The organism is Peribacillus sp. FSL E2-0218, from assembly GCF_037992945.1.
In the GTDB taxonomy this organism is placed as follows: domain Bacteria; phylum Bacillota; class Bacilli; order Bacillales; family DSM-1321; genus Peribacillus; species Peribacillus simplex_B.
Map to the genome: position 1 here is coordinate 4,257,556 of NZ_CP150304.1, position 20,220 is coordinate 4,277,775.

Consider the following 20,220-nt stretch of genomic DNA (forward strand, 5'->3'; position numbering starts at 1 on the left):
AAGGTGAAAGAAAAAACAACAATTAAAGGTGAAGATCATGATACGAAAACGGATCAATCTCAAATAGTATCCGGATCAACCATGACTCGCTACATGGCACTATTGTTTGCAACAGCCTGTGGGATGGCTGTCGCCAACATATACTATGCACAACCGTTGCTAGACTCCCTGTCGATCGAATTCGGTATCGCCCATTCATCCATCGGCATTGTCATCACCATTACCCAGCTTTGTTACGCCCTAGGACTGCTACTGCTGGTACCACTCGGTGATCTACTGAATCGACGTCGGCTAATCATCAGTCAGATGCTTTTATCCGTATTGTCTCTGATTGTCGTCGGCATCGCCCCCATCATCACCGTGCTGTTCACCGGGTTAGCTGCGGTCGGGCTGCTTGCTGTGGTGACTCAAGTGCTCGTAGCGTTCGCATCGACTTTGGCTGCCCCATCCGAGCGTGGACGTATAGTCGGCTTGGTGCAAAGTGGAATCGTGATTGGCATTCTGCTCGCACGAACATTCGCTGGTGTACTAACCGATCTCGCCGGTTGGCGTTCGGTCTATCTTGTTTCTGCCGCCATGATGCTCATCATGACCGGCGTGTTGTTCCGAGTACTCCCGCGTGATGAAAGCGAAAGAGAGTCACTTTCCTATCCGCAGCTGCTTCGTTCGGTGCTCACATTGTTCAGGCAAGAACGAATCCTACGCATCCGCGGAGTACTGGCACTGCTGATTTTTACCGCGTTTAGCACATTGTGGACTTCGCTGGTGCTACCTCTCAGTGCTCCACCATACTCCCTTTCACATACCGCAATTGGAGCGTTTGGTCTTGCTGGAGTTGCCGGAGCATTAGCTGCTGCTCATGCTGGAGGTCTGGCTGATCGAGGTCTAGGGCAGCGAACAACCTGCATAGCCCTAGTTTTATTGTTAGCATCATGGTTCCCAATCAGCTTTACCGAACACTCACTGGTCGCATTAGTCATTGGCGTTATCTTTCTTGACCTGGCTGTGCAAGCAGTACATGTAACCAACCAGAGTATGATTTTCACAGTGCGTCCTGAGGCAAGAAGCCGACTTACTGCTGCTTACATGATTTTTTATTCCATCGGCAGTGCCATGGGTTCAATTATTTCAACCAATATATACGCAAACTATGGCTGGATCGGAGTATCTCTATTTGGTGCCTCTGTCAGCGCTTTGGCCCTTTTGTATTGGGTAATGACCTACCGTCTTACGGAGCAGATTAAAGAGAAATAATACCGATTTTTAGGTTGTTTGAAATTTTTCAAGACCTAAATCATACCAAGTTACAAAAAGGGGTGATACATATTAAGATGTATCACCCCTTTTACTTCCTGTTCAACAAATGCACCCGCTAGTTCATAATTCCCCATGTTATCAACATGTATACGGAGCTACTCACTTGTTAGAATAAGACTCCTTGATTTAGCGTCATAAATTTTATAGCTTACTTCAAACTTATGATCAAGTTAGCGCCATAAGAAAAGGCTGCCTCAGCAACCTATCTTATTGAAGTAAAGAACCCGTTAGATTAAGTTACAATTCTTCACACTCTCTTTTTCAAGATAAGGAAAACGCTGCCTTATCTATATTTATTTTATAAATGTATCGCACATCCATTCATAAAATTTTTCCTTCTCTTCAAATTGTGGATAATGAGCTGATTGTTCAAAAGTAATAAATTCTTTTTTATTTGCTTCGATCATATCAAAATAATTTTTTGCTGCATTAGATGATGTCATATAGTCGTATTTACCCATGATGAAATAGCATGGTATTTTAAGATCCGTTACTATAGTGGGTAAGGGATTTTTTAATACTTCCTTTAACAAAGTATTTTGAGAAAAGGATAACCCAAAGTTATAACGGATGACATCTAATAAGTTATACTCACTGCTGAATAAAATACCTATGTTATCACCATCAGGGTTATCAATAAGTCTTGAGGCCCCGCCATATTTCATGACATAATTTCGCGGGGTGAACGTATCGCCATTTTTTTGATTTTTTCTGTGAACCCTTGTAAAAATAAGACATCATCCGTATTGCCAGCTTTTTGAGCCTGATTAATACTGTAGTTCAAACTGTCAATCTCGCTTTCTGTTGTATCACTCATCTGTCCGATACCAATATATGCTTCATATTTTTCAGGAGCTTCATAAGCAGCTTGCATGGCAATATATGTACCATAAGAATGACCAATAAGTATAATCTTTTCTTTGCCAAGACGTTCTGATATATAATCCGTCATAGCCAATAAGTCCTCCACCAGTAAGTCTGATGAAAGATTGGAGTAGTCCTCAAAAAAATGATATGATTTTCCACTTGCTCTTTGGTCATAATTAACAACCGTAAAATTAGTTTCCAATAAGTCTTGGTATTGATCAGCATATGGCATTTCCGGACATCCGGGTCCTCCATGTACAAAAATAATAACCGGATTATCTTTATCTTTACCACGTATCATGATTTCCTGACTACTTCCATTTATCTCTACTTGTTCTAATGCACTTATACTGTTATCACCTTTTATATGAGAAGTCCATGTTGGTGAAAAAAGGGAAATGATTAATAATATTATAATAATTATTCCGATACATTTTGTTAATTTCTTTATATTTATCATTTAATTGCTTTCATTCCTTTCTACTTGATCAAAACAAAAATAGCAGTTGATGAATGAAATTTCACTACGCCCCGCCCTTTGTGGCTTTTATCCATCAAAATAAAAAGCTATTGGTAATTACTATTTAAAGGAGATCATGAACAAGCTAGTTTGTAATTCCAAATCAAAGAACCATATGATATTTTACCTAACTTATGAAATAATTTCCATAAATATTTGATATTGTAAAGTACAATAAACTGTACACAACGGAACTAACCTGCCCCGATGGTGCCAAAAGAAAAAGCCGCCTTAAAGACAGCTCCGATGACCAGCTAACGCACCCTTTAGTTTAACAAGGGAAAAGATAAACAGTATTTCAACTTTAATACCTATTTTTCCAATTATCATAAAAATCTTTAATGGTTGAATGTATTCCATTTAGAGTAATTAAAATTAAGTACAGCATTATAACCGTAGCAATTTCTCCTGTGAAAAATGCAATAACAGCACCTCTTTCCCGAAAAATATTGAATTTGATGAAGATCCTCAAGTTGTTGGTTCATATCTGACTTGGTTACGCAAAAAGGATAGGGAGTATAAAGGTGATGTATAGGTGAAGGATGGTTTGAATGATCAAAAGCACATAAGGCTTAAGAATGTTGATTCAGCTCCAGTGTTTTTTAAAGTAAAGTAAACTGTTTTTATGGTGACGTTTCTTGAACGGTGTATTAAACAATCGGGCGCGATTGCTGAACAATGAGCAATCGCTTTTTACTAGGCGGATCCGAATAGTTCTATCAAATTATTAGATGTAATTAAGAAACTCAGCTAATCTTCTGATGTGAAGGTAGCTGGGTTTTTAAAGTTGGATGTGCAAAATAACCCTTAAAATATACGCAAATTATCCGTCAAAGTGACAATTTTAAGAGTGTCTTAAAGTTTTAAACGACTCAGCCTAGTACGGGTCTTAAGTCAATTAACGAAGTTTATTATTTCGCTTCTAATCTTAGCATTGCAAATTTGAAAACGTGTTATACCTAATATACAGTTACAGTCTTTACTAGATAATACTATCTTCCACTCAGCCGTTACATCCCAATTATTTGACTCTCCACTCTGATTACAAGTTAAGGTGTCTATAATTAAAGGGCCACTTCCAATATCTATTAAAGCTCTACTAATTTCGGCTTTAATTTCTTCATTCGTGGTAAGCTCTTTGTTGTTATATAGAACTATCCTGTCATCATAATATTGAGGAATTTTATCTAGTTTATGTTGATTCCAGATATCATTGTAAAATTGGTATATAAAAGAGGTAATTTCAAATGATAACAATGTAGTTTGATTATAAGTTTCTAAGGTTAATTTAGAATGCATGTTAGTTCTCCTCTGCGTTAAAGTATTTTAAATACAAAAAACCTCTCTATTTATAAAAAAGAGAGGTTACATATTCTAAAATATGTTTCTTATCTTGCAAAGCAAATTACTTTGCAGGAATTAGCACCTTTTCAAACATATGTTTGAAGGTTGCTGGGTTTCGCAGGGCCAGTCCCTCCACCTCTCTTGATAAGTATTATGAATTTAAAGACAATTCTATCATATTTAAACAGCAAGTAAATTAATAATTGAAATAAATTTAGCTTTTATGAATATAAAATAGATTTATTTTTAAAAAACCTTTTCATTGTTCAAAAACATCCTAATATTCTTCTTCCAAAGTATATGATTACTTTGATTTCTTGTTACACTGTCCTGTCCCTTTAGTTGCATAAAGAAAAAGCTGCCTTAACGACAGCTCCAATCTTCAGGTAACGCACCCGGTAGACTCTGTATTACGTGCTTAGATAGCACCATAAATAGCGTATTAATACTAAAAATTTTGCAATGGTTGGGACGCTACAGAAGCTTCAATACTATACTGCCTCAATCCTATTTGCTTAACCATTCATCTGTTTTCTTATAAAAAGCTTCTACTAAGTCAGGTCTGTCAATTCCAGGCAAATCACCGGCTATATCATAGCCGTCTTGGCTAAGAACATAGGAAAGACAAGCATAGCTTTCTCTAAATTCAGATAACTCTTCCATAGGAACAGTTATATTGGCATTTGGATATACAGGTACAAGAGAATCTTTTTCGTAAATCCCTTCCATGGAAACGATATACCATTGTCCATTTATTTTTTGTACACTGAATACTAGTTTTGCATCAGAATTTAATTCAACTGGGTATCCATTAATATCTATTCGTTTTTGAATGGTTGCTATCATGATGGCAACCGCCTTATCACCATTGAGCCATATTTCAGTATTATAAATTTTATGTGGTGCGCGACCTGGCATCTTCTTGGAAGCTTCCACAAATTCATGTCCAGTTCCTTGAAACCAGGAGATTGTTATCTTTGAATCAGATGTAAAGCATTTGTCCATTTCATCCCATAAAGCGTTATCTCTGCAAAAACGCTCAAATTCAATTAATTCTTTAACACTTGCCTTATCAATAAGATCCTGTTGTGTATTTACTGTTGGTCTTTTTAATATCATCATATATGCATACTCCTATTCTTAAATGTATTTTATACGGTAGAACAATTTACATCACAAAATATCTTGCCCTATGTAAGATATTTTACTCTTCGACTAAGTATATTGCCATGTACTAGGATTTGATATTGAAGTAGATATTAAGTAAAATATTGTACTCCAGCACAATACTTTTATTATGGAGAAGATAGATATATGAATAATTCAAAACAAGCTAACTCGAATGCAGATACTACTGAAATAAAATTAGCCCTATATATTCAGGAACTATTTGAAGTACTCTATCTGAACTTAGGATTGCAACAGCTCATTGATAAAGCCAGAGAAATACTAGGCCACCCCATGGTTGTTCATGATATGGGATTTAAGGTGCTAACAGCTTCTTATGATGCACATGAGATTGTAGATTTCACACAAGATGAGCACGGAAATAATTATATTAATGAAGATACGATTCAGTTTATTCGTTCCAATAATGTTGCGGATAAGGTACGCAAAAAAGGTTCTTCTGAATACATTAAAAAGTTGGAACCTCTAAACGGAACAAATCTTTCTATAATTAAAATTAATGACATTGAAATTGCACAGTTTGCTGTATATGAGGCAGGAATTAAGTTTGAAGAAATTGATTTTAAACTCATCGATAAGATTACCCAGATTTTGTCTGTTGAACTTCAAAAAAGCAATGCATTTAACATGGACCATAGTCTTATACCAAATTATGTTCTTACAGACTTGTTGGATGGAAAAATAATGACGCAGGATGCTGTTAGAGACAAGCTGCATTATTTAAATTGGATACAAGAAAAGAACCTATATATTATAGTGATATCTAACAAAGACCGAAAAGGATTAGACTTTAAAATTCCAGCAGTGGTCCAAGTTTTAAAAGAATTCATTCCACTGGAAAATTGCATTATATTTCAATCAAATATTACAGCATTTATCCCCAAAAAACTTTATGAAAAATTATTTATTGGCTCCAAATCAGAATTTATAAATTCATTAGAAAGAAATGAATTAAGAGCAGGAATTAGCTTGAATCTCTCTGAAATTTCTGATTGCAAAAGATATTATTTACAAGCAATAGAGGCCCTTGAGATTGGAAAGAAACAAAATATTATCGTATCTTTTTTTAAGGACTCTGCACTAAATATCATTTCTGACTTAATTAAAAGCAAGTACAATTATATGGATTTTTGTCATCCGGCAGTAATAAAAATTATAGAGTTTGATCAGCAAAACCAATCAGATTTATTACTTACACTTAAGCACTATCTTTACTATAGGAGTTCACCAAATGAAGCATCTAAAGTGTTGTGCATCCATAGAAATACCCTATTTTATCGAATCAATAAAATAAAGGACATGACTGGAATTGATTTAAATCATGTAACTGAAATATCGCATCTCTATTTTTCAATAAGGCTTCTAGAAATTAACGGTTATGAAATTAATGCATGAATTTGAATGCTCTCACCCGCAGTATCTAAGGCTATACTTGTAATTTGTTTTATCTTATCGATAGGCTTCAAAAGTGATAGTGAAGGGGTACCACCAAGTTAGCGATGGCATTTTCCTGACGATACCCCATTTGAAGATCTTATTTTAAAAACTTTAATAAAAAAAGGAGAGAACATATTAGCCATGCATAATATGTTCTCTCCTTTTTCTTTTATAGAATTAACGCACGGGTTAGTTTAAGTACAATCCTTTACAATCTGATTTTTTAATCAACCCAAAAATACAAGAAGTCAAAAATCTGCTAAGAGAAGAATTTCGCTTAGCAGATGTGTTAAAACAATAAAATCATTTATTATTTCCACCCCAAATCCAATAACCACCTATCAAGTTACAAATAGGTGGTTATTAAAGTTATTTAATAAAATGAGTTAGGATCTCATTAAGGTATGTGAAGAACAATACAGATGTTTAATCTAGTTCTTTCACTATAGCCCCCATTAGATAAAGAAGCTAACTCAACTGAGTTAGAGCTCCTAGAGAGTTATTCTTCAATTTCAAAATCCTTAATGTTTGCTAATGGATATAAAACCTCATTCGGTTTGAAATCAGACAAAAACTCTCCTTTTTGAACCTTTTTAACCCAATCATGGTTAGCTAAAGCTCCTTTACCAAGCGTAACTATGTCAGCTCCTCCATTAGTAAGGATATCTACAGCTCGTTCCACATTTTCCAATTGACCGTTTGCGATAATCGGTAATTGACTATATTTCTTAGCAAGAGATACAAGAGACGCTTCGTTACCCTCAAAAGCTGGTTGCCATGCCTCATACTCCGTTACGTGAATATAATCCAGTCCAGATTTTCCTAACGCACCAAAGATAATTTTTGCATCTTCTTCTTTTCCTGACCACTTATAGAAGTAATCATTTACTTGAGATTGAGAAATTCTCATACCAATTGTAAAGTTACTTCCTGCAACGGCTAGACTTACCTCGTTAGCAATTTCAACTAAGAATCTTACTCTGTTTTCCGTACTACCACCATATTCATCTGTACGAAGGTTTGTATATTCCGTCAGAAAAGCATCTAAAAGATAACCATTTGCACCATGTAGCTCAATACCATCAAAACCCACAGACTTCGCTCTTTTAGCAGCTGCAACAAAACTGTTCTTTACTTCGTTCATTTCTTCTCTAGTTATGGTTCTTGGAAGCTTAAATTCCCCTTCACCAAAGTAAAATTTTAGCTGTTCTCCTTTTGGTTGAACGGAAGAGGGGGCAATTGTTTCATCTTTATAACGGTTCCCTTGTGATAATGGTCCAGTATGCTGTAGTTGCATAAAGATTTTTCCACCTTCTGAATGAACCGCATCAACAACTTTTTTCCACTCTTTGGCTTGTCCATCTAGTGCAATACCTGGTTGATAATGGTACGTTTGGCTATTTTTATCATCTATATACGTACCTTCTGTAATGACTAACCCAAAACCGCCCTTTGCAAAGGAACGATAGTAGTTCACCATTATATCTGTAATAGAACCTTCTTCTGTAGCACTAATCCGAGTCATTGGGGCTACTCCAACTCTATTTTTCAACTCAGTACCATTAATTTCAAAAGAATCAAACAAGATATTTTTATCCATGTCTCTTTCCTCCTGTTGTAAATAATATTTGACACCTGCTTGACTCTTAGCTTAAATGATAAATATAGTTTAGTAAAATGAATATATTTGAATATATAGTTCAATAATATTGAACACACTAATTAAGGGGGTATTAAAATGGAACTTCGTCATTTAGTTACACTTAAAACTATTGTTGAGAAGAGTGGGTTTAACAAAGCTGCAGAATACTTAGGATACTCTCAATCATCTATAACAACACATATAAAAGAACTCGAAAAAGAGTTAGGGAGTCCGCTGTTTGATCGATTAGGGAAAAAGGTTGTTTTGACTCATTTCGGTGAACAATATCTTCCTTATGCAAATCAAATTATTGAACTTTATAAACAATCGCTGACTATAGATAAAGAACCACAAGGAGATTTAACCATTGGCATATCCGAATCTTTAACCATATGTAGGATTCCACTAATTCTTCTCGAATTTAAAAGAAAACATCCAAAAGTAAGTCTTCATGTCAAATCGCTAGAAAATTATGATGTGACAAAAAGCCTCCAAAATGGGGATATTGATTTAGCTCTAATTTTGGAAAAGGAAAACTGGGTACAGGGAGATCTTAATATTAAGGAATTGATTAGGGAGAAAATGGTCTTTATAAGTCCCAACGAGGTTAATGCTTCTGACACAGCGTTGTATTCTGACTTAAGATGTAGTTATAAATCAGTGTTTGATAAATACATCACTTTAAATCAATTAGATATTAAAGAACGCCTAGAATTCCAAAGTATAGAAGCGATAAAGCATTGTGTTAAACATGGTTTAGGTGTATCTTTGGTCCCTTTCTTTTCGGTAAAAGAAGAGTTATTAAACGGGATATTTAAGGGAGATATTGCTTCAAAGGAACATCCTTCAATTTCAACATATTTGGCTTATCATAAAGATAAGTGGTTATCCCCCTCCATCCATGCAATGTATTATGTAATACAAAAGCATGCAAAAAATTGGGAATGAAAAAGGGGCTATTAACCTCCTTTTTCTGTTCAACTAACCTGCCCCTTTAGTTCCATAAGAAAAAGGCTGCTTAACAACTATCCTTATTAGTAGATCACACGTTAGTTAAACAAGAACTGTTATTTTTATTATTGTAGGTGTTCACTGTATTGTTACATAAGTTAATGCTTGAAATGAAATAATAATATCAAAAACAAAGAGGGTAATTATGTGAGAAAGATACTGATTAGTTTATTTGTAACATTGGTTTTTTTCTCTGAAAGTGCAAATCCACTGAATTTATTCAATCCTGTATTTGCACAACAGAAACCTATTCCGCAATATGCTAAGTGGGGCGTTTTTGCATTAAAGAAAACTAAAGAAAAGTATCCGAATGCCCAAGTCATTGATTTTCTTCATACTGGAAGAAAAAGTAGTACTCATACCTCCACTGAGACATTCAAATTGTGGTTAAAAGATAGCAGTAAAGAATTCGGTGTATTTATAAATATTGAATTTAATAATGATACCGGGAGGGTAATTAAAGTTACTTTTAAGGAGACCTCTAAGTAATACATACTCCTATCCTTATAAGTTAATTACACATCGAAAACCCTGCTATCTCTAATTTCACTGTTAGTTAAGGGGATTTTTCACAAAAATTTGAATGTTGATAATTGTAAGAATCGCACATTCTAGAAAGGCCGCCAATTGGCGGCCTTCTTAATGAACTAATGAACCCGTTAGTTCAACAAGTAATTTGAAACCAGTCTGTTTCTAGTAGGAAATCTTTTCTAGTGAGACTTTGACCAGAAATCATTTGACGATAGGAAGTAATGGTACCATCGTGTGACACTATATAAATCTTTTCTTTTTGTAGTTGCTTACAATTCACAATGAATTCTTCAGCTAGTTTTATGAATTGGTTTTCAGGAAAAGTATTTATGCCATCAGACCATATATTTAGAGGAACCTTACTATCAATTTCAAAAGTTGGATAAACATTTTTAATTATTTCTAAATCAATTATTCTATCGCAGGGAAATGTTTCCCATTCTGGACGAATGGGGAACATTCTAGGAGACACTAATGGGCTTACAATCTTGCGACAATCTATATTTTCACTCCAAATTAATGCTGTTTCCAACGTTCTTCTAATAGGGCTTATAATAATAATATCTTTATTAGTTAGAGGAATTTGATTTCTTAATAATTTTGCCTGTTCTACCCCTTTATTAGTTAACGAAGGGTCTTCTATTTGTAGGCTACTAGGTATATCTAATGTATGTTCTCCTTGACCGTGACGAATAAATACCAACTCCATTTAGACTCTCCTTTAAGTTTATTATAATCGAAAAAGGATACTACCTTTTTTAATTAATTCCCCATTGATTCTGGATAATTCTTATTGAACTATTCTGCCCCGTTAGTGCCATAAGAAAAAGGTGCCCTAAAGACAGCTCCGATCTTCAGCTAACACACCCGTTAGTTTCTATAAGACTTATCGCAGAGTTGACACAAACTGTGAAGTAAACTACTGCACAAGTGTCCAGCCATTCATTTTCTCTTATTAATTATTTTGTAGGGGTAAATAAAATTCATTGCAGACTGTTTAGACGCACTTTTTTATGCATTACTTTACAAAAGAAATTTATGTTAAAAATTTCAAAAAAAGGGTAAACACAACTTTATACATTAGAGGAGGCTATACTATGAAATTTTATAAACATATTCTTGTTCCTTTTTTAGTCGGTCTTTTATCCTTCGTATGTTTTTCTATTTACAGCTATACCATAAAAGGTACGGCTTTTTTTACGGAAGAGTCTTTATTTACGGCAATTGGTGTCTTCATTGGCGCAATACCGGTTTCATACTTAATTGAATATCAAAAAAAGAAAGATAAAAATAAGTTTAATAGTTAAGTGTTTCTAATCTGTTTCCTTTATTTAATTTTGTTAGAAAAAGTCATTGCGTCACAGTACGACTAAACTATGCTACTTGAACTAACCTGCCCCTTTAGTTCCATAAGAAAAAACTGCCTTAAAGACAGCTCTGATCTTCAGCTAACGCACCCGTTAGTTCTATAAGTTCTTAAAGTCCACCATCTAAACCGTCAATTTTTACGCCTCTGCTCCACTCACGATCGATTTTTAATTCATTATTGGTAGTGGATAGGGTTAGTTCTCCTTTTTTCTCATACATTTTAGATGAGTTCTCGTCATAAACTTTAAATGTCGTGGTATATAAGTAATCGATTGTGCCATCATCATTTTTGCTTTGTTCTTCAAGTTTCACATCTTGTACTTCAATCCTTTTATTAATTTGTTTGGATACCAATTCTGGTATTTGAAATTTACGGTTAGCGATTTCAGCATTATAATGTTCTTCCGTTAAATATCCTTTGGCTTTTTCTGCGATTTCATCAGAAGTTGGGGGATTGGATGGATCTTTAATCGTATATAGTTCTGTACTATAACTATTAAATAACTTTTCTGCCTCTTCTATTTTGACCACATTTTCCTCTTTAACGGGTTTTCCTTCTTTTTCTTCACCGTTTTCTTTGACCACATCTTTGTTACAAGCAACTACACCAATAAACAATACAGACAAAAACAATAAACTAAGAATTTTCTTTATGATAGCCACCTCATTCCCTTCAAATGAACCTACACTCTACATATTCTATACAAATTATGAATTACCCTTGTTGAACTAATCTGCCCCGTTAGTTCCATAAGACTTATTGTAGAGTTGATACAAACTGTGCAGTAAACAACGGGCACAAGTGTCCAGCCATTCATTTTCTCTTCTTGATTATTTTGTAGACGTAAAAGTTAAATTTAATTGCAGACTGTTTAGACGCACTTTTTTATGTATCACTTTGCAAAAGGAATTTTTGTTAAAAAATTCTAAAAAAGGGGTAAACATAACTCTATACATTAGAGGAGGTTATGCTGCTGTGAAATTTTATAAACATATACTTGTACCCTTTTTAAGTGTACTTCTTTGCTTCATAGGTTTTTGTATTTACAGCTATACCATAAAAAATACCAGTTTTTTTACACAAGAAGCTATATTTGTTGCAATTGGTGCATTTATTTTCTCAATACCACTTTCATATTTAACGGAATATCAAAATAAGAAAAATAAAAATAAGTTTAATAGTTAAGTGTTTGACTTTACTGCGCTTTTTGAACTAAACTGCCCCTTTAGCTCCATAAGAAAAAGAGCTGCCTTAAAGACATCTCCGCTCTTCAGCTAACGCACCCGTTAGTTCACTAAGACTTATCGCATCGCAGAGTTGACACAAACTACGCAGTGATTAAATGGTTTAAATTGAATAAAATTTATAAGGAGCATGATTAAGAAAAAGCTCTGAAGGAGGAATAATGGAGTGAAAACTTGGCAAATGCTTAAACAAACTTTACAAGGAGATGTATGGTATTCAGAAACTATGGGTTACTCGATTTTGCACACATCTAATGGATTCGTTTCGTTAAAAGCAAAATCTAAATCCCATAGCATAAAAGTATCAAATAACTTTTTAAGAGCTACTGATTGGAGAAAAGTCAATAATGATATAAAAAAAGGGAACACCGACAACTAATGCACAGTTCGAATACACTGTGCTTGTAGAACTAACCTGCCCCGTTAGTTCAACAAGGATCACTCCTTTTTAGACTATAAATCTTGAGATAAACGAAGCATATCCCTGCACTGTATCCCGTTCTCAAAAATTTCTTCTTGATAATGCTTAATAAAAAAGTCCATATCTACACCAATAATTCTGAAGCCACATTTTTGGTAAAGAGCCAATTGTCCTATACCTGAATTCCCAGTACCAATTTCAATGGTTTTATAACCTTTTGCCTTGGCTACTTGTATTGCATCCAGTACTAACCGTTTCCCTAATCCTATACCTTGTTGCTCTTCTATAACTGCAACATTCACCAACTCCACTGTCTCAGGTCTTGTTGGAAGTAGTACATAAACTCCAACAATTTGGTGTTCACTTTCAGCTACAAAACATTCTCCCCTATTGACATATTCCTCAACTATATCTTTCGAAGGGTCAGCCAATAACAACATTTCCATTGGAGGTTTTTCTTCTTTATTGAGTTTCCTAATATCCATTATTTAATCTCCTTTTATAACCTTGTAATTGCGTTCATTTTATCATTTCTTCTTCAACTAACCTGCCCCGTTAGTTGCATAAAAGAAAAAACTACCTTAAGGACGCTATGATCTTTAGCTATCGCCACCAGTTATTTAATTGTTCAGTAGTTGCTGAATGGTTCTGGTTGGTTAAAAATTGAATGGACTTATAGGAAGTAAAAAACCCGAAAATTTTGGTTTTAGGGTTTTCTTCCTTTTTTCTATTTTTGATTATGTAAAAGCTTATTTTTCATAAATAATAGGGACAAGCTCCATCCCCACCTTTTTGGCTGCAATATAGCGTCTGTACCCGTCCCTAAGGATCTTTGTATCCCTATTTATCGTAATAGGTTCATCTAAGCAGCCTGTCCGTTTAACATGATTTAAGACTTGTTGTGTTTTTTCAACACTCGGATTAGAATTTAAAAACTCTTCCGTTACAACAATTTGATTTAGTAAAATAACCTCTTCTGTTTCACCTGGTTTCATTTTTATTTTCACCCCTATCTGAAGTCTAATTATATTCTTTATTCACCTTTTATAAGACCCATTTAATTAACTATTCTCACTTTCTCGTTCTAAGGGTTGACATTTGTCACCTTTCTTATAACGCTAACGCACCCGTTAGTTGATATTGAAGTAAAGCACCCGTTAGTTTAACAAGAGATATTAGATGAAAATTTGGTCATTTTAATTTTTTGTTATCTTTCTCCCAACCCTTTTTCAATCCTTTTTCTATCAATTTCTTCTACCCAATCATAGCATTTCTCATAAAGAGGACGTATCTGGTCTGCTTCACGGGCTATGACTTCGCACCCTCGATCGTCGTAGACAAAGAAAATAATGTCTTTTGTAATGTTCACTAAGAAAACATCAGGATAAGCAATGGAGTATCTCCCAAACTTTGGTTTCAATGGAAAATCCTCATTACTCGCTGCCTTAAGTAAATCATTTACACGTATGTCTTCTGGTTTACACAACAAGGAAAATTGTTGCATCTCAAATTCTTCTGCTCCGTCCAATTTGAAGGGATAAGGGTATGTTTTCACCTGAATTCGATTCAAATTATTTTTACACTTCAGAAAAGGTTGGTATACCTTCAGTTTTCTTGTACGTTTCTCTTTTGTTCTGTGCTTATATACATTCGTTACAAAGAACAAGTCGTCATTTTGCTCAAACAATTCATTAAATATTGTGGAGGTTTGCTTATATACTAGACGAAATCTTTCAAGATTGAGTTCATCATTTTCTTTGAATTGATAGATTTCCTCACCAAGTGAAAAGTGGATGCCAATGTCCCATTGATAATAAATGCTTGGGACTAATTCGACTGTTGGAAACCTTCCATTGAGATAGTCCGTTATATTCATATTCTCATTCTCGCTTTCGTTTACATCGAGTCAAGATATCCAAAAAAGATTTGGATTTATATACATAAATAGTTGACGTGATAATCATTATAGCATTTTTTCTTAAACTAACCTGCCCCTTTAGTTCCATAGGAAAGAGCTGCCTTAAAGACAGCTCCGATCTAAAGCTAACGCACCCGTTAGTTTAAGTACAATCTTTCACAATCTTAACAATAAATAAAAAAAGCCGCCCTAAAAGACAGCTACTCATATATATTAGTTTGAAATAGTTGGTACAAGTTTTAAAAATTTACGATAACAGAAAATAGTTAAAGTTAATGGTACTAAACTCCATAGATAAAAATATGTTCCATACTGGTTCCATCTTGCGGTTGTTGTAATACCGTCAGCGATTTTTATCCCTAAAAAATTCAACTGCATATTCCCGTCTATACTACTAGTAGATAAACCGTAACCTTCCCCTGCCATCATAATAAATAATAAGCCTAAACACCCTGCAAGCCCTAAAAACAACCATCCTACTTTGTTTTTGTTCAAGTTACCCCCTCCTAAAATTGTTGGTAACAAATAACATTCCACAAATATTGGTAAAACCCTTGTTGAACTAGCCTGCCCCTTTAGTTCCATAAGAAAAGAGCTGCCTTAAAGACAGCTCGATCTTCAGCTAACGCACCGGTTAGCTTAAGTAAATTTATTCACAAAATTCTTTCATTTTGATATTTAAATCATCATAATCTTCTTTTTTAAAAGATACAGTTACTCTAGCCAGTCTTTCCGAATTTGGATAGAGGTACATTTGTTGATTGAATCTTATCCCTAAAGGTCCAATTATTCGGTAAATCAGATTTAGAATATTAAAACAATCTAAGTCTACTCCATCTTTTAAATGGTTCTTTATACTAATAACCATTAAGTTATCGATAACTTCAAATTTAGGTTTCTGGGGGGGAATATTGTTAATTTTACAAATTCTCTTTACTACTTGTTTAAAATTATCTGAATTCCCAATATTTTTCGCCAAAAAAACACCCCTTATTTTTTAACTTTTTCACTTATATTCTATCTTAATGCAAATATAACCTTATGCAATTAACCTGCCCCGATAGTGCCATAAGAAAAAGGCTGCCGCAGCAACCCCTGTTATTGAAGTAAAGCACCCGTTACTTGAAGAAGATTGATACAAAAATAAAGCCAATTATGATTATAAGAATAAGAATTCCTGTACTTTTCCATCCCATACTGCCTACAAAATCTGGAAGGCCTCCACCGTGAAGACTCCCACCAGGATTCCTTTTTAGTTCTTCTTGTCTTAGTCTTTCTCTTCTTCTTTCAGGTGTTTCTTTATCTTCACTCATTTGAACCCCCCCTGTAAATTAAACAATCATCTCCTCTGAATTTTACCACAAATAACCATTATCCTTATTGAACTATCCTGCCCCTTTAGTTCCATAAAAAAAGGCTGCCTTAAAGGCAGCTCTGATCCTAAGCTAAAGCACCCGTTAGTTCTTTAACGGGAACTTCTTTTTGAAGTTTCCAGTGAATCAGTCACTGCCTTCCATGCCGATGATGACGGATCGATAATCATAAAATGTTCCACCTCTGGAAGCACTACCAAACGAACTTTATCGCCTTGTTCAATAGCCCTACGGTGATACTCAACACTCAAATCAACTGGTACATGGCGGTCTAATTTACCATGAATTAAAATTTGCTCGACATTCAAAGGCAACAATTCTATCGGTGAAGCTAACCTATAACGATAGATACTTCATGAGGTGATCCACCAATAAAAGAAGCTACGTGACTAACCCCACCTTGTTCTTCATGGATATCCCACATCTTCCTCAGATCCGAAACCCCTGCCAAACTTATCACACTCTGTATAGGTACAAGCAGAGTACTACCGATCTCGTCCGTTTGAACATTGTTAATTCGGGATGCCAACCAGAGAGCCAAGTGTCCCCCTGCTGAATGCCCAAGGATAACCACTCGAGAGAGATCGAGTGGAAAGCGTTCCTTAAGCTGGGGCAGGTGATTTACAGCATCTATAACATCAATAAATGTTCCTGTCCAACCTCCGCCATCTTCTCCGACTCTTCGATACTCAATATTCCAAGTAGCATAACCACGACGAGTCAAATCTTCATCAAGTGGGTCATTTTCTTCAAGTCCATATTTTGATTGCCAAAAACCACCATGAATCGTAATAACTACTGGACTAAGTCCAGACACCCCTGGCATACGCAATACACCGAATTGGGATGGGTGATCCCCATATGGTATATGAAAAACTTCTGTCATGTAAAAACCCCATTCACTATTAAGTACCTTTATTTCCCTTCTAAACCATGCCACTCCTTTACTTCAATAAGAATAACCACACTTCCTTCTTGAAGTATGGTACTTGTTAGCTTTATAAGTCTTTATATTTTGTTCAACTAACCTGCCCCTTTAGTTCATTAAGAAAAGGCTGCCCTAAAAGACAGCTCAGATCTTCAGCTAAAGCACCCTTTAGTTCCATAAGAAAATAGCTGCCTTAAAGACAGCTCTGATCTTTAGCTAACGCACCCGTAGTTTATACTTATTTTAAAGGTGTTTTAAACACATAACTTACTTTGTCATAATTCATTTTATCTTCATAAAAACGGTGTGCATCTGTACGCTGTAACCCTGAAGATAGGGCAACACTTTCATACTTATTTTCTTTTGCCCATTCATGAACATATGTTAGTAGCTTTTCACCATATCCTTTTGACCGTATATTAATGTCCGTAACCAAATCACAAACCCAAACAAATCTTCCATAATACAGTGTTGTCATTGCCTTAAAACCGGTAACCGCCACAATTTTCTCATCATCAAATAAAGCCAACATTTTATATCTATCTACTTCTTGTGCTTCCATTACTAATTCAAGATAAGTACCTTCGTCAAGATGAGTTCGTAACTGCTTCATTATCGGAAATGCTTCAATTATCTCATTACGTAATTTAAGTTCTTTTATTGTTAAAGTATTCAAAGTTAAAACTCCTTTTTTGAATTTTTTTTAAATTAAGTCTATCATATTTTCTTATTCAACTAAACTGCCCCTTTAGTTCCATAAGAAAAGAGCTGCCTTAATGACAGCTCCGATCTTCAGCTAATGCACCCGTTTGTTTAAGTGTATTTAGTCACAATGAGAAAGTTGGTAAAACAAGAAACGAAGTTCTTAATATTATTAAAAACTCCGTCTACTATGTGAAAATTTATTTGATTCTTTAGTATCTATTTTAAATTTCCTATATTCCCAAAAGAACCTTATTAAATAAGCGATTATTACACCAACAGGACCTCCCCAGGATGCTGGTCCTTTAATAAGTATATAACTTGAAATCCATCCTAAAATCATAGCGAATGCAAAAATAATTAAATCTATTTTTTTCTTTTTAAAAAATGCCTTAAAATACACTGTTTTCACCTACCAATAAGTATTGATTCTATATTATTGTTTTAATATTTTTATCTTACTATCCTGCCCCCAATCGTTCCATAAGAAAGAGCTGCCTTTAAGACAGCTCTTTTCTCCAGCTATCGCACCTGTTAGTTATTTCACTTAACATTCATCGGGCTTTTCATCAAGTACCCAAGAGATATCAGCCCCAAATTCCAACTGCACGACAGGATTCGGGAAGCATTCTGGTACAAACTCTAGGTCGTAAGAAAAACCTATTGTAAAGTTCTTTATACGAACTGTATTAGTATCATTCCAAGTAGACGTTGTACACAATTCTCCTTCCAACACTCTACCAACTAAATGATAAATACCTATGTATGCACGTATTCCGCATTCATTTGTAGGATAATCAGAGAGGTGTCCTGGTTTAGTAGGATCAATGCCTAGTCTACTGAATATATTTGCTACGGAAGTATCTATATACTTACAAGCAGCCACAAAATTGTTGCAGTATAGACAACTACATACCTCTATACCTTTTTTATAAAATTCTCGGGTCTTATCAATATCAACTTCTAATAACCAATTCTGTATTTTAATCTGTTGCAGCATTTCGACACCCACTTCTTCAAAATCTCCTGATACCCCTTTATTCGGTTATCAACTTAAAATTTCTTATAGAACTAACCTGCCCCGTTAGTTGCATAACGAAAAAGCTGCCATAATGACAACTTTGATCTTCAGCAAACGCACCCGTTAGTTCATTAAGACTTATCGCAGAGTTGACACAAACTACGACATAAAAAAAGACGGATTTACCGTCTAAAATTTATGAGTATCTTTTGTCCTATAAAAAATAAATAGACTGTTTATAAGTTGTGTAATTGCTCCCAGTCCCAAATAAACAAAACCAGAAATCGAAACAGCCATTCCTTCAAAACCTCCTACAATTAAAAGGCCAGATACGAGATTAATAATACCTAAAAGTATGAAAATAAGTGGACAAGCAATGGCTAATCTTTTTTTGTTCTTTGTAAGGGCTATTACAAAAGTAACTAGAAGAATAAAGGTAATAACGTAACTTGAATAAGAAGAGAATAAAAAATCCATTAAATCACCTCTTTGGTAATTAGGTTAATAACTAATTTTACCATAAAAATACAATTGGTTATACCAATAACAATTATTCTATTCTCATTATTTTGTATTGTCACAGTACGAGTACACTATGCTTGTTGAACTATCCTGCCCCTTTAGTTCCATTAGAAAAGGTTACCGCAGCAACCGCACTCGGTAGTTCAACAAGAAAAGGATTCAAATAAATCAGTTTATCCTGATACCACGGTTATTTTTGGTTCTTCACAAGAAATGACATCAATCGTGTGATTTAAGCAGGAAAACTGATAATGAACGTATTTTCAGAAGGACATATATCTTCTCGTTCATTCGTGGCTAATTTTGTTAAATCCAAGTACCTTGACTTGGTATATATCCTAAATAGCTCTCCCTTTGATATTTCAGAATTATCTATAGAATATGAAAAACATTCATCAATAACAGAATATGAAATATAGGATTCAAATTCTAATTGCACCATAGGTAAATCGTTGTTGAGCCTGCTTCTATTAATAAGCAATCGTAATGAATTTTCTTTGGGTTCAAATATTTCTTCCAAATAAATAAATCCTTTCCCTTGCATCAATTCATTATAATCCACTTCATCATCACTCATTTCTTAATTTCACTTTTTAAATTATACTTCATTTTCCAATCGTCTTAATGAACTATCCTGCCCCGATAGTTCCATAACAAAAAGAGCTGCCTCAGCAACCTATCTATTGAAGTAAAGCACCCGTTAGCAAAAATCAGCGCTTCACCACAGAGAATGAAAATTGGTCTCTATGTCGATAATGTTTTAATGGCTGGCGAAGAAGGTCGTTGAACTATGGTGCCTTTGAGCCCATCCGTTAGTCTGACTCCGACGACCACGGTGTACCACCGACTGTCGCGCCCTTTATGG

Annotated in this window: 23 protein-coding genes, 1 pseudogene and 1 riboswitch; of the genes and pseudogenes, 6 read left to right on the forward strand and 18 right to left on the reverse strand. The window is 34.7% G+C overall.

Annotated elements, in window-relative coordinates; all coding sequences use genetic code 11:
- The first annotated feature begins 81 nt into the window (after positions 1-81).
- On the forward strand, positions 82-1,254 hold the full coding sequence (locus tag MHI53_RS20435) for an MFS transporter (protein ID WP_340373712.1): 1,173 nt from the start codon (positions 82-84) through the stop codon (positions 1,252-1,254).
- A gap of 356 nt (positions 1,255-1,610) precedes the next feature.
- Here the strand turns inward: MHI53_RS20435 and MHI53_RS20440 are convergent.
- From MHI53_RS20440 to MHI53_RS20450, 3 genes and pseudogenes are all read right to left on the reverse strand, one after another.
- A pseudogene (locus MHI53_RS20440) lies at positions 1,611-2,644 on the reverse strand (alpha/beta hydrolase).
- 954 nt (positions 2,645-3,598) lie between these two features.
- Positions 3,599-4,003, reverse strand: a complete 405-nt coding sequence (locus MHI53_RS20445; RefSeq protein ID WP_340372117.1) for a hypothetical protein — start codon at positions 4,001-4,003, stop codon at positions 3,599-3,601.
- Between the two features lie 86 nt (positions 4,004-4,089).
- Positions 4,090-4,199: riboswitch (SAM riboswitch) on the reverse strand.
- A 356-nt stretch (positions 4,200-4,555) separates the two neighbouring features.
- On the reverse strand, positions 4,556-5,167 hold the full coding sequence (locus MHI53_RS20450; RefSeq protein ID WP_061141070.1) for a nuclear transport factor 2 family protein: 612 nt from the start codon (positions 5,165-5,167) through the stop codon (positions 4,556-4,558).
- A gap of 195 nt (positions 5,168-5,362) precedes the next feature.
- Between MHI53_RS20450 and MHI53_RS20455 the strand changes: the two genes are divergently transcribed.
- Complete coding sequence (locus MHI53_RS20455; RefSeq protein WP_340372118.1) at positions 5,363-6,631, forward strand: helix-turn-helix domain-containing protein; 1,269 nt, start codon at positions 5,363-5,365, stop codon at positions 6,629-6,631.
- A gap of 541 nt (positions 6,632-7,172) precedes the next feature.
- Here MHI53_RS20455 and MHI53_RS20460 read toward each other — a convergent pair.
- Positions 7,173-8,273 (reverse strand): NADH:flavin oxidoreductase, encoded by a 1,101-nt coding sequence (locus tag MHI53_RS20460; RefSeq protein WP_340372119.1) that lies wholly within the window; start codon positions 8,271-8,273, stop codon positions 7,173-7,175.
- Between the two features lie 138 nt (positions 8,274-8,411).
- Between MHI53_RS20460 and MHI53_RS20465 the strand changes: the two genes are divergently transcribed.
- The gene (locus MHI53_RS20465; protein ID WP_340372120.1) at positions 8,412-9,263 is read left to right on the forward strand and encodes a LysR family transcriptional regulator; all 852 of its coding nucleotides are present in this window, start codon (positions 8,412-8,414) and stop codon (positions 9,261-9,263) included.
- A 210-nt stretch (positions 9,264-9,473) separates the two neighbouring features.
- Positions 9,474-9,815, forward strand: a complete 342-nt coding sequence (locus MHI53_RS20470; protein ID WP_340372121.1) for a DUF3889 domain-containing protein — start codon at positions 9,474-9,476, stop codon at positions 9,813-9,815.
- A 175-nt stretch (positions 9,816-9,990) separates the two neighbouring features.
- On the opposite strand, the gene MHI53_RS20475 is transcribed toward MHI53_RS20470, so the two are convergent.
- Complete coding sequence (locus MHI53_RS20475) at positions 9,991-10,566, reverse strand: histidine phosphatase family protein (RefSeq protein ID WP_340372122.1); 576 nt, start codon at positions 10,564-10,566, stop codon at positions 9,991-9,993.
- 388 nt (positions 10,567-10,954) lie between these two features.
- Here MHI53_RS20475 and MHI53_RS20480 point away from each other — a divergent pair, with 388 nt between their 5' ends.
- Positions 10,955-11,164, forward strand: coding sequence for a hypothetical protein (locus tag MHI53_RS20480; protein WP_340372123.1), 210 nt, complete (start codon positions 10,955-10,957; stop codon positions 11,162-11,164).
- A gap of 169 nt (positions 11,165-11,333) precedes the next feature.
- On the opposite strand, the gene MHI53_RS20485 is transcribed toward MHI53_RS20480, so the two are convergent.
- Positions 11,334-11,888, reverse strand: a complete 555-nt coding sequence (locus tag MHI53_RS20485) for a hypothetical protein (protein WP_340372124.1) — start codon at positions 11,886-11,888, stop codon at positions 11,334-11,336.
- Positions 11,889-12,636: 748 nt separating this feature from the next.
- On the opposite strand from MHI53_RS20485, the gene MHI53_RS20490 reads away from it, so the two are divergent.
- Positions 12,637-12,849 (forward strand): hypothetical protein, encoded by a 213-nt coding sequence (locus tag MHI53_RS20490; protein WP_340372125.1) that lies wholly within the window; start codon positions 12,637-12,639, stop codon positions 12,847-12,849.
- A gap of 74 nt (positions 12,850-12,923) precedes the next feature.
- On the opposite strand, the gene MHI53_RS20495 is transcribed toward MHI53_RS20490, so the two are convergent.
- The 12 genes from MHI53_RS20495 to MHI53_RS20550 form a co-directional block, all read right to left on the reverse strand.
- On the reverse strand, positions 12,924-13,376 hold the full coding sequence (locus MHI53_RS20495; RefSeq protein ID WP_340372126.1) for a GNAT family N-acetyltransferase: 453 nt from the start codon (positions 13,374-13,376) through the stop codon (positions 12,924-12,926).
- A gap of 264 nt (positions 13,377-13,640) precedes the next feature.
- Positions 13,641-13,886, reverse strand: coding sequence for a hypothetical protein (locus MHI53_RS20500; protein ID WP_340372127.1), 246 nt, complete (start codon positions 13,884-13,886; stop codon positions 13,641-13,643).
- Between the two features lie 212 nt (positions 13,887-14,098).
- Positions 14,099-14,767, reverse strand: coding sequence for a DUF3885 domain-containing protein (locus tag MHI53_RS20505; protein ID WP_340372128.1), 669 nt, complete (start codon positions 14,765-14,767; stop codon positions 14,099-14,101).
- A 255-nt stretch (positions 14,768-15,022) separates the two neighbouring features.
- Positions 15,023-15,304, reverse strand: a complete 282-nt coding sequence (locus MHI53_RS20510; RefSeq protein WP_063576493.1) for a hypothetical protein — start codon at positions 15,302-15,304, stop codon at positions 15,023-15,025.
- A 154-nt stretch (positions 15,305-15,458) separates the two neighbouring features.
- A complete protein-coding gene (locus MHI53_RS20515) occupies positions 15,459-15,788 on the reverse strand; it encodes a hypothetical protein (RefSeq protein ID WP_340372129.1) in 330 nt (109 codons plus the stop codon).
- 139 nt (positions 15,789-15,927) lie between these two features.
- A complete protein-coding gene (locus MHI53_RS20520) occupies positions 15,928-16,122 on the reverse strand; it encodes a DUF6366 family protein (RefSeq protein WP_340372130.1) in 195 nt (64 codons plus the stop codon).
- 152 nt (positions 16,123-16,274) lie between these two features.
- Positions 16,275-16,490 (reverse strand): hypothetical protein, encoded by a 216-nt coding sequence (locus MHI53_RS20525; RefSeq protein ID WP_340372131.1) that lies wholly within the window; start codon positions 16,488-16,490, stop codon positions 16,275-16,277.
- Positions 16,491-16,513: 23 nt separating this feature from the next.
- Complete coding sequence (locus MHI53_RS20530; RefSeq protein WP_340372132.1) at positions 16,514-17,068, reverse strand: alpha/beta hydrolase; 555 nt, start codon at positions 17,066-17,068, stop codon at positions 16,514-16,516.
- Positions 17,069-17,348: 280 nt separating this feature from the next.
- Positions 17,349-17,786 (reverse strand): GNAT family N-acetyltransferase, encoded by a 438-nt coding sequence (locus MHI53_RS20535; protein WP_340372133.1) that lies wholly within the window; start codon positions 17,784-17,786, stop codon positions 17,349-17,351.
- Between the two features lie 573 nt (positions 17,787-18,359).
- Positions 18,360-18,824, reverse strand: coding sequence for a hypothetical protein (locus MHI53_RS20540; RefSeq protein WP_061140962.1), 465 nt, complete (start codon positions 18,822-18,824; stop codon positions 18,360-18,362).
- Between the two features lie 198 nt (positions 18,825-19,022).
- Complete coding sequence (locus MHI53_RS20545; RefSeq protein WP_061140963.1) at positions 19,023-19,310, reverse strand: YesK family protein; 288 nt, start codon at positions 19,308-19,310, stop codon at positions 19,023-19,025.
- Positions 19,311-19,587: 277 nt separating this feature from the next.
- Entirely contained in the window at positions 19,588-19,932 is a 345-nt protein-coding gene (locus tag MHI53_RS20550; RefSeq protein ID WP_340372134.1) for a hypothetical protein, read from the reverse strand.
- Positions 19,933-20,220: the final 288 nt, after the last annotated feature.

Excerpts from the sequence above, each read along its gene's own strand:
- MHI53_RS20435 (WP_340373712.1), top strand. The coding sequence starts at position 82 with ATGACTCGCTACATGGCACTATTGTTTGCAACAGCCTGTGGGATGGCT.
- MHI53_RS20445 (WP_340372117.1), bottom strand. The coding sequence starts at position 4,003 with ATGCATTCTAAATTAACCTTAGAAACTTATAATCAAACTACATTGTTA.
- MHI53_RS20450 (WP_061141070.1), bottom strand. The coding sequence starts at position 5,167 with ATGATATTAAAAAGACCAACAGTAAATACACAACAGGATCTTATTGAT.
- MHI53_RS20455 (WP_340372118.1), top strand. The coding sequence starts at position 5,363 with ATGAATAATTCAAAACAAGCTAACTCGAATGCAGATACTACTGAAATA.
- MHI53_RS20460 (WP_340372119.1), bottom strand. The coding sequence starts at position 8,273 with ATGGATAAAAATATCTTGTTTGATTCTTTTGAAATTAATGGTACTGAG.
- MHI53_RS20465 (WP_340372120.1), top strand. The coding sequence starts at position 8,412 with ATGGAACTTCGTCATTTAGTTACACTTAAAACTATTGTTGAGAAGAGT.
- MHI53_RS20475 (WP_340372122.1), bottom strand. The coding sequence starts at position 10,566 with ATGGAGTTGGTATTTATTCGTCACGGTCAAGGAGAACATACATTAGAT.
- MHI53_RS20480 (WP_340372123.1), top strand. The coding sequence starts at position 10,955 with ATGAAATTTTATAAACATATTCTTGTTCCTTTTTTAGTCGGTCTTTTA.
- MHI53_RS20495 (WP_340372126.1), bottom strand. The coding sequence starts at position 13,376 with ATGGATATTAGGAAACTCAATAAAGAAGAAAAACCTCCAATGGAAATG.
- MHI53_RS20500 (WP_340372127.1), bottom strand. The coding sequence starts at position 13,886 with ATGAAACCAGGTGAAACAGAAGAGGTTATTTTACTAAATCAAATTGTT.
- MHI53_RS20505 (WP_340372128.1), bottom strand. The coding sequence starts at position 14,767 with ATGAATATAACGGACTATCTCAATGGAAGGTTTCCAACAGTCGAATTA.
- MHI53_RS20520 (WP_340372130.1), bottom strand. The coding sequence starts at position 16,122 with ATGAGTGAAGATAAAGAAACACCTGAAAGAAGAAGAGAAAGACTAAGA.
- MHI53_RS20530 (WP_340372132.1), bottom strand. The coding sequence starts at position 17,068 with ATGACAGAAGTTTTTCATATACCATATGGGGATCACCCATCCCAATTC.
- MHI53_RS20545 (WP_061140963.1), bottom strand. The coding sequence starts at position 19,310 with ATGGATTTTTTATTCTCTTCTTATTCAAGTTACGTTATTACCTTTATT.
- MHI53_RS20550 (WP_340372134.1), bottom strand. The coding sequence starts at position 19,932 with ATGAGTGATGATGAAGTGGATTATAATGAATTGATGCAAGGGAAAGGA.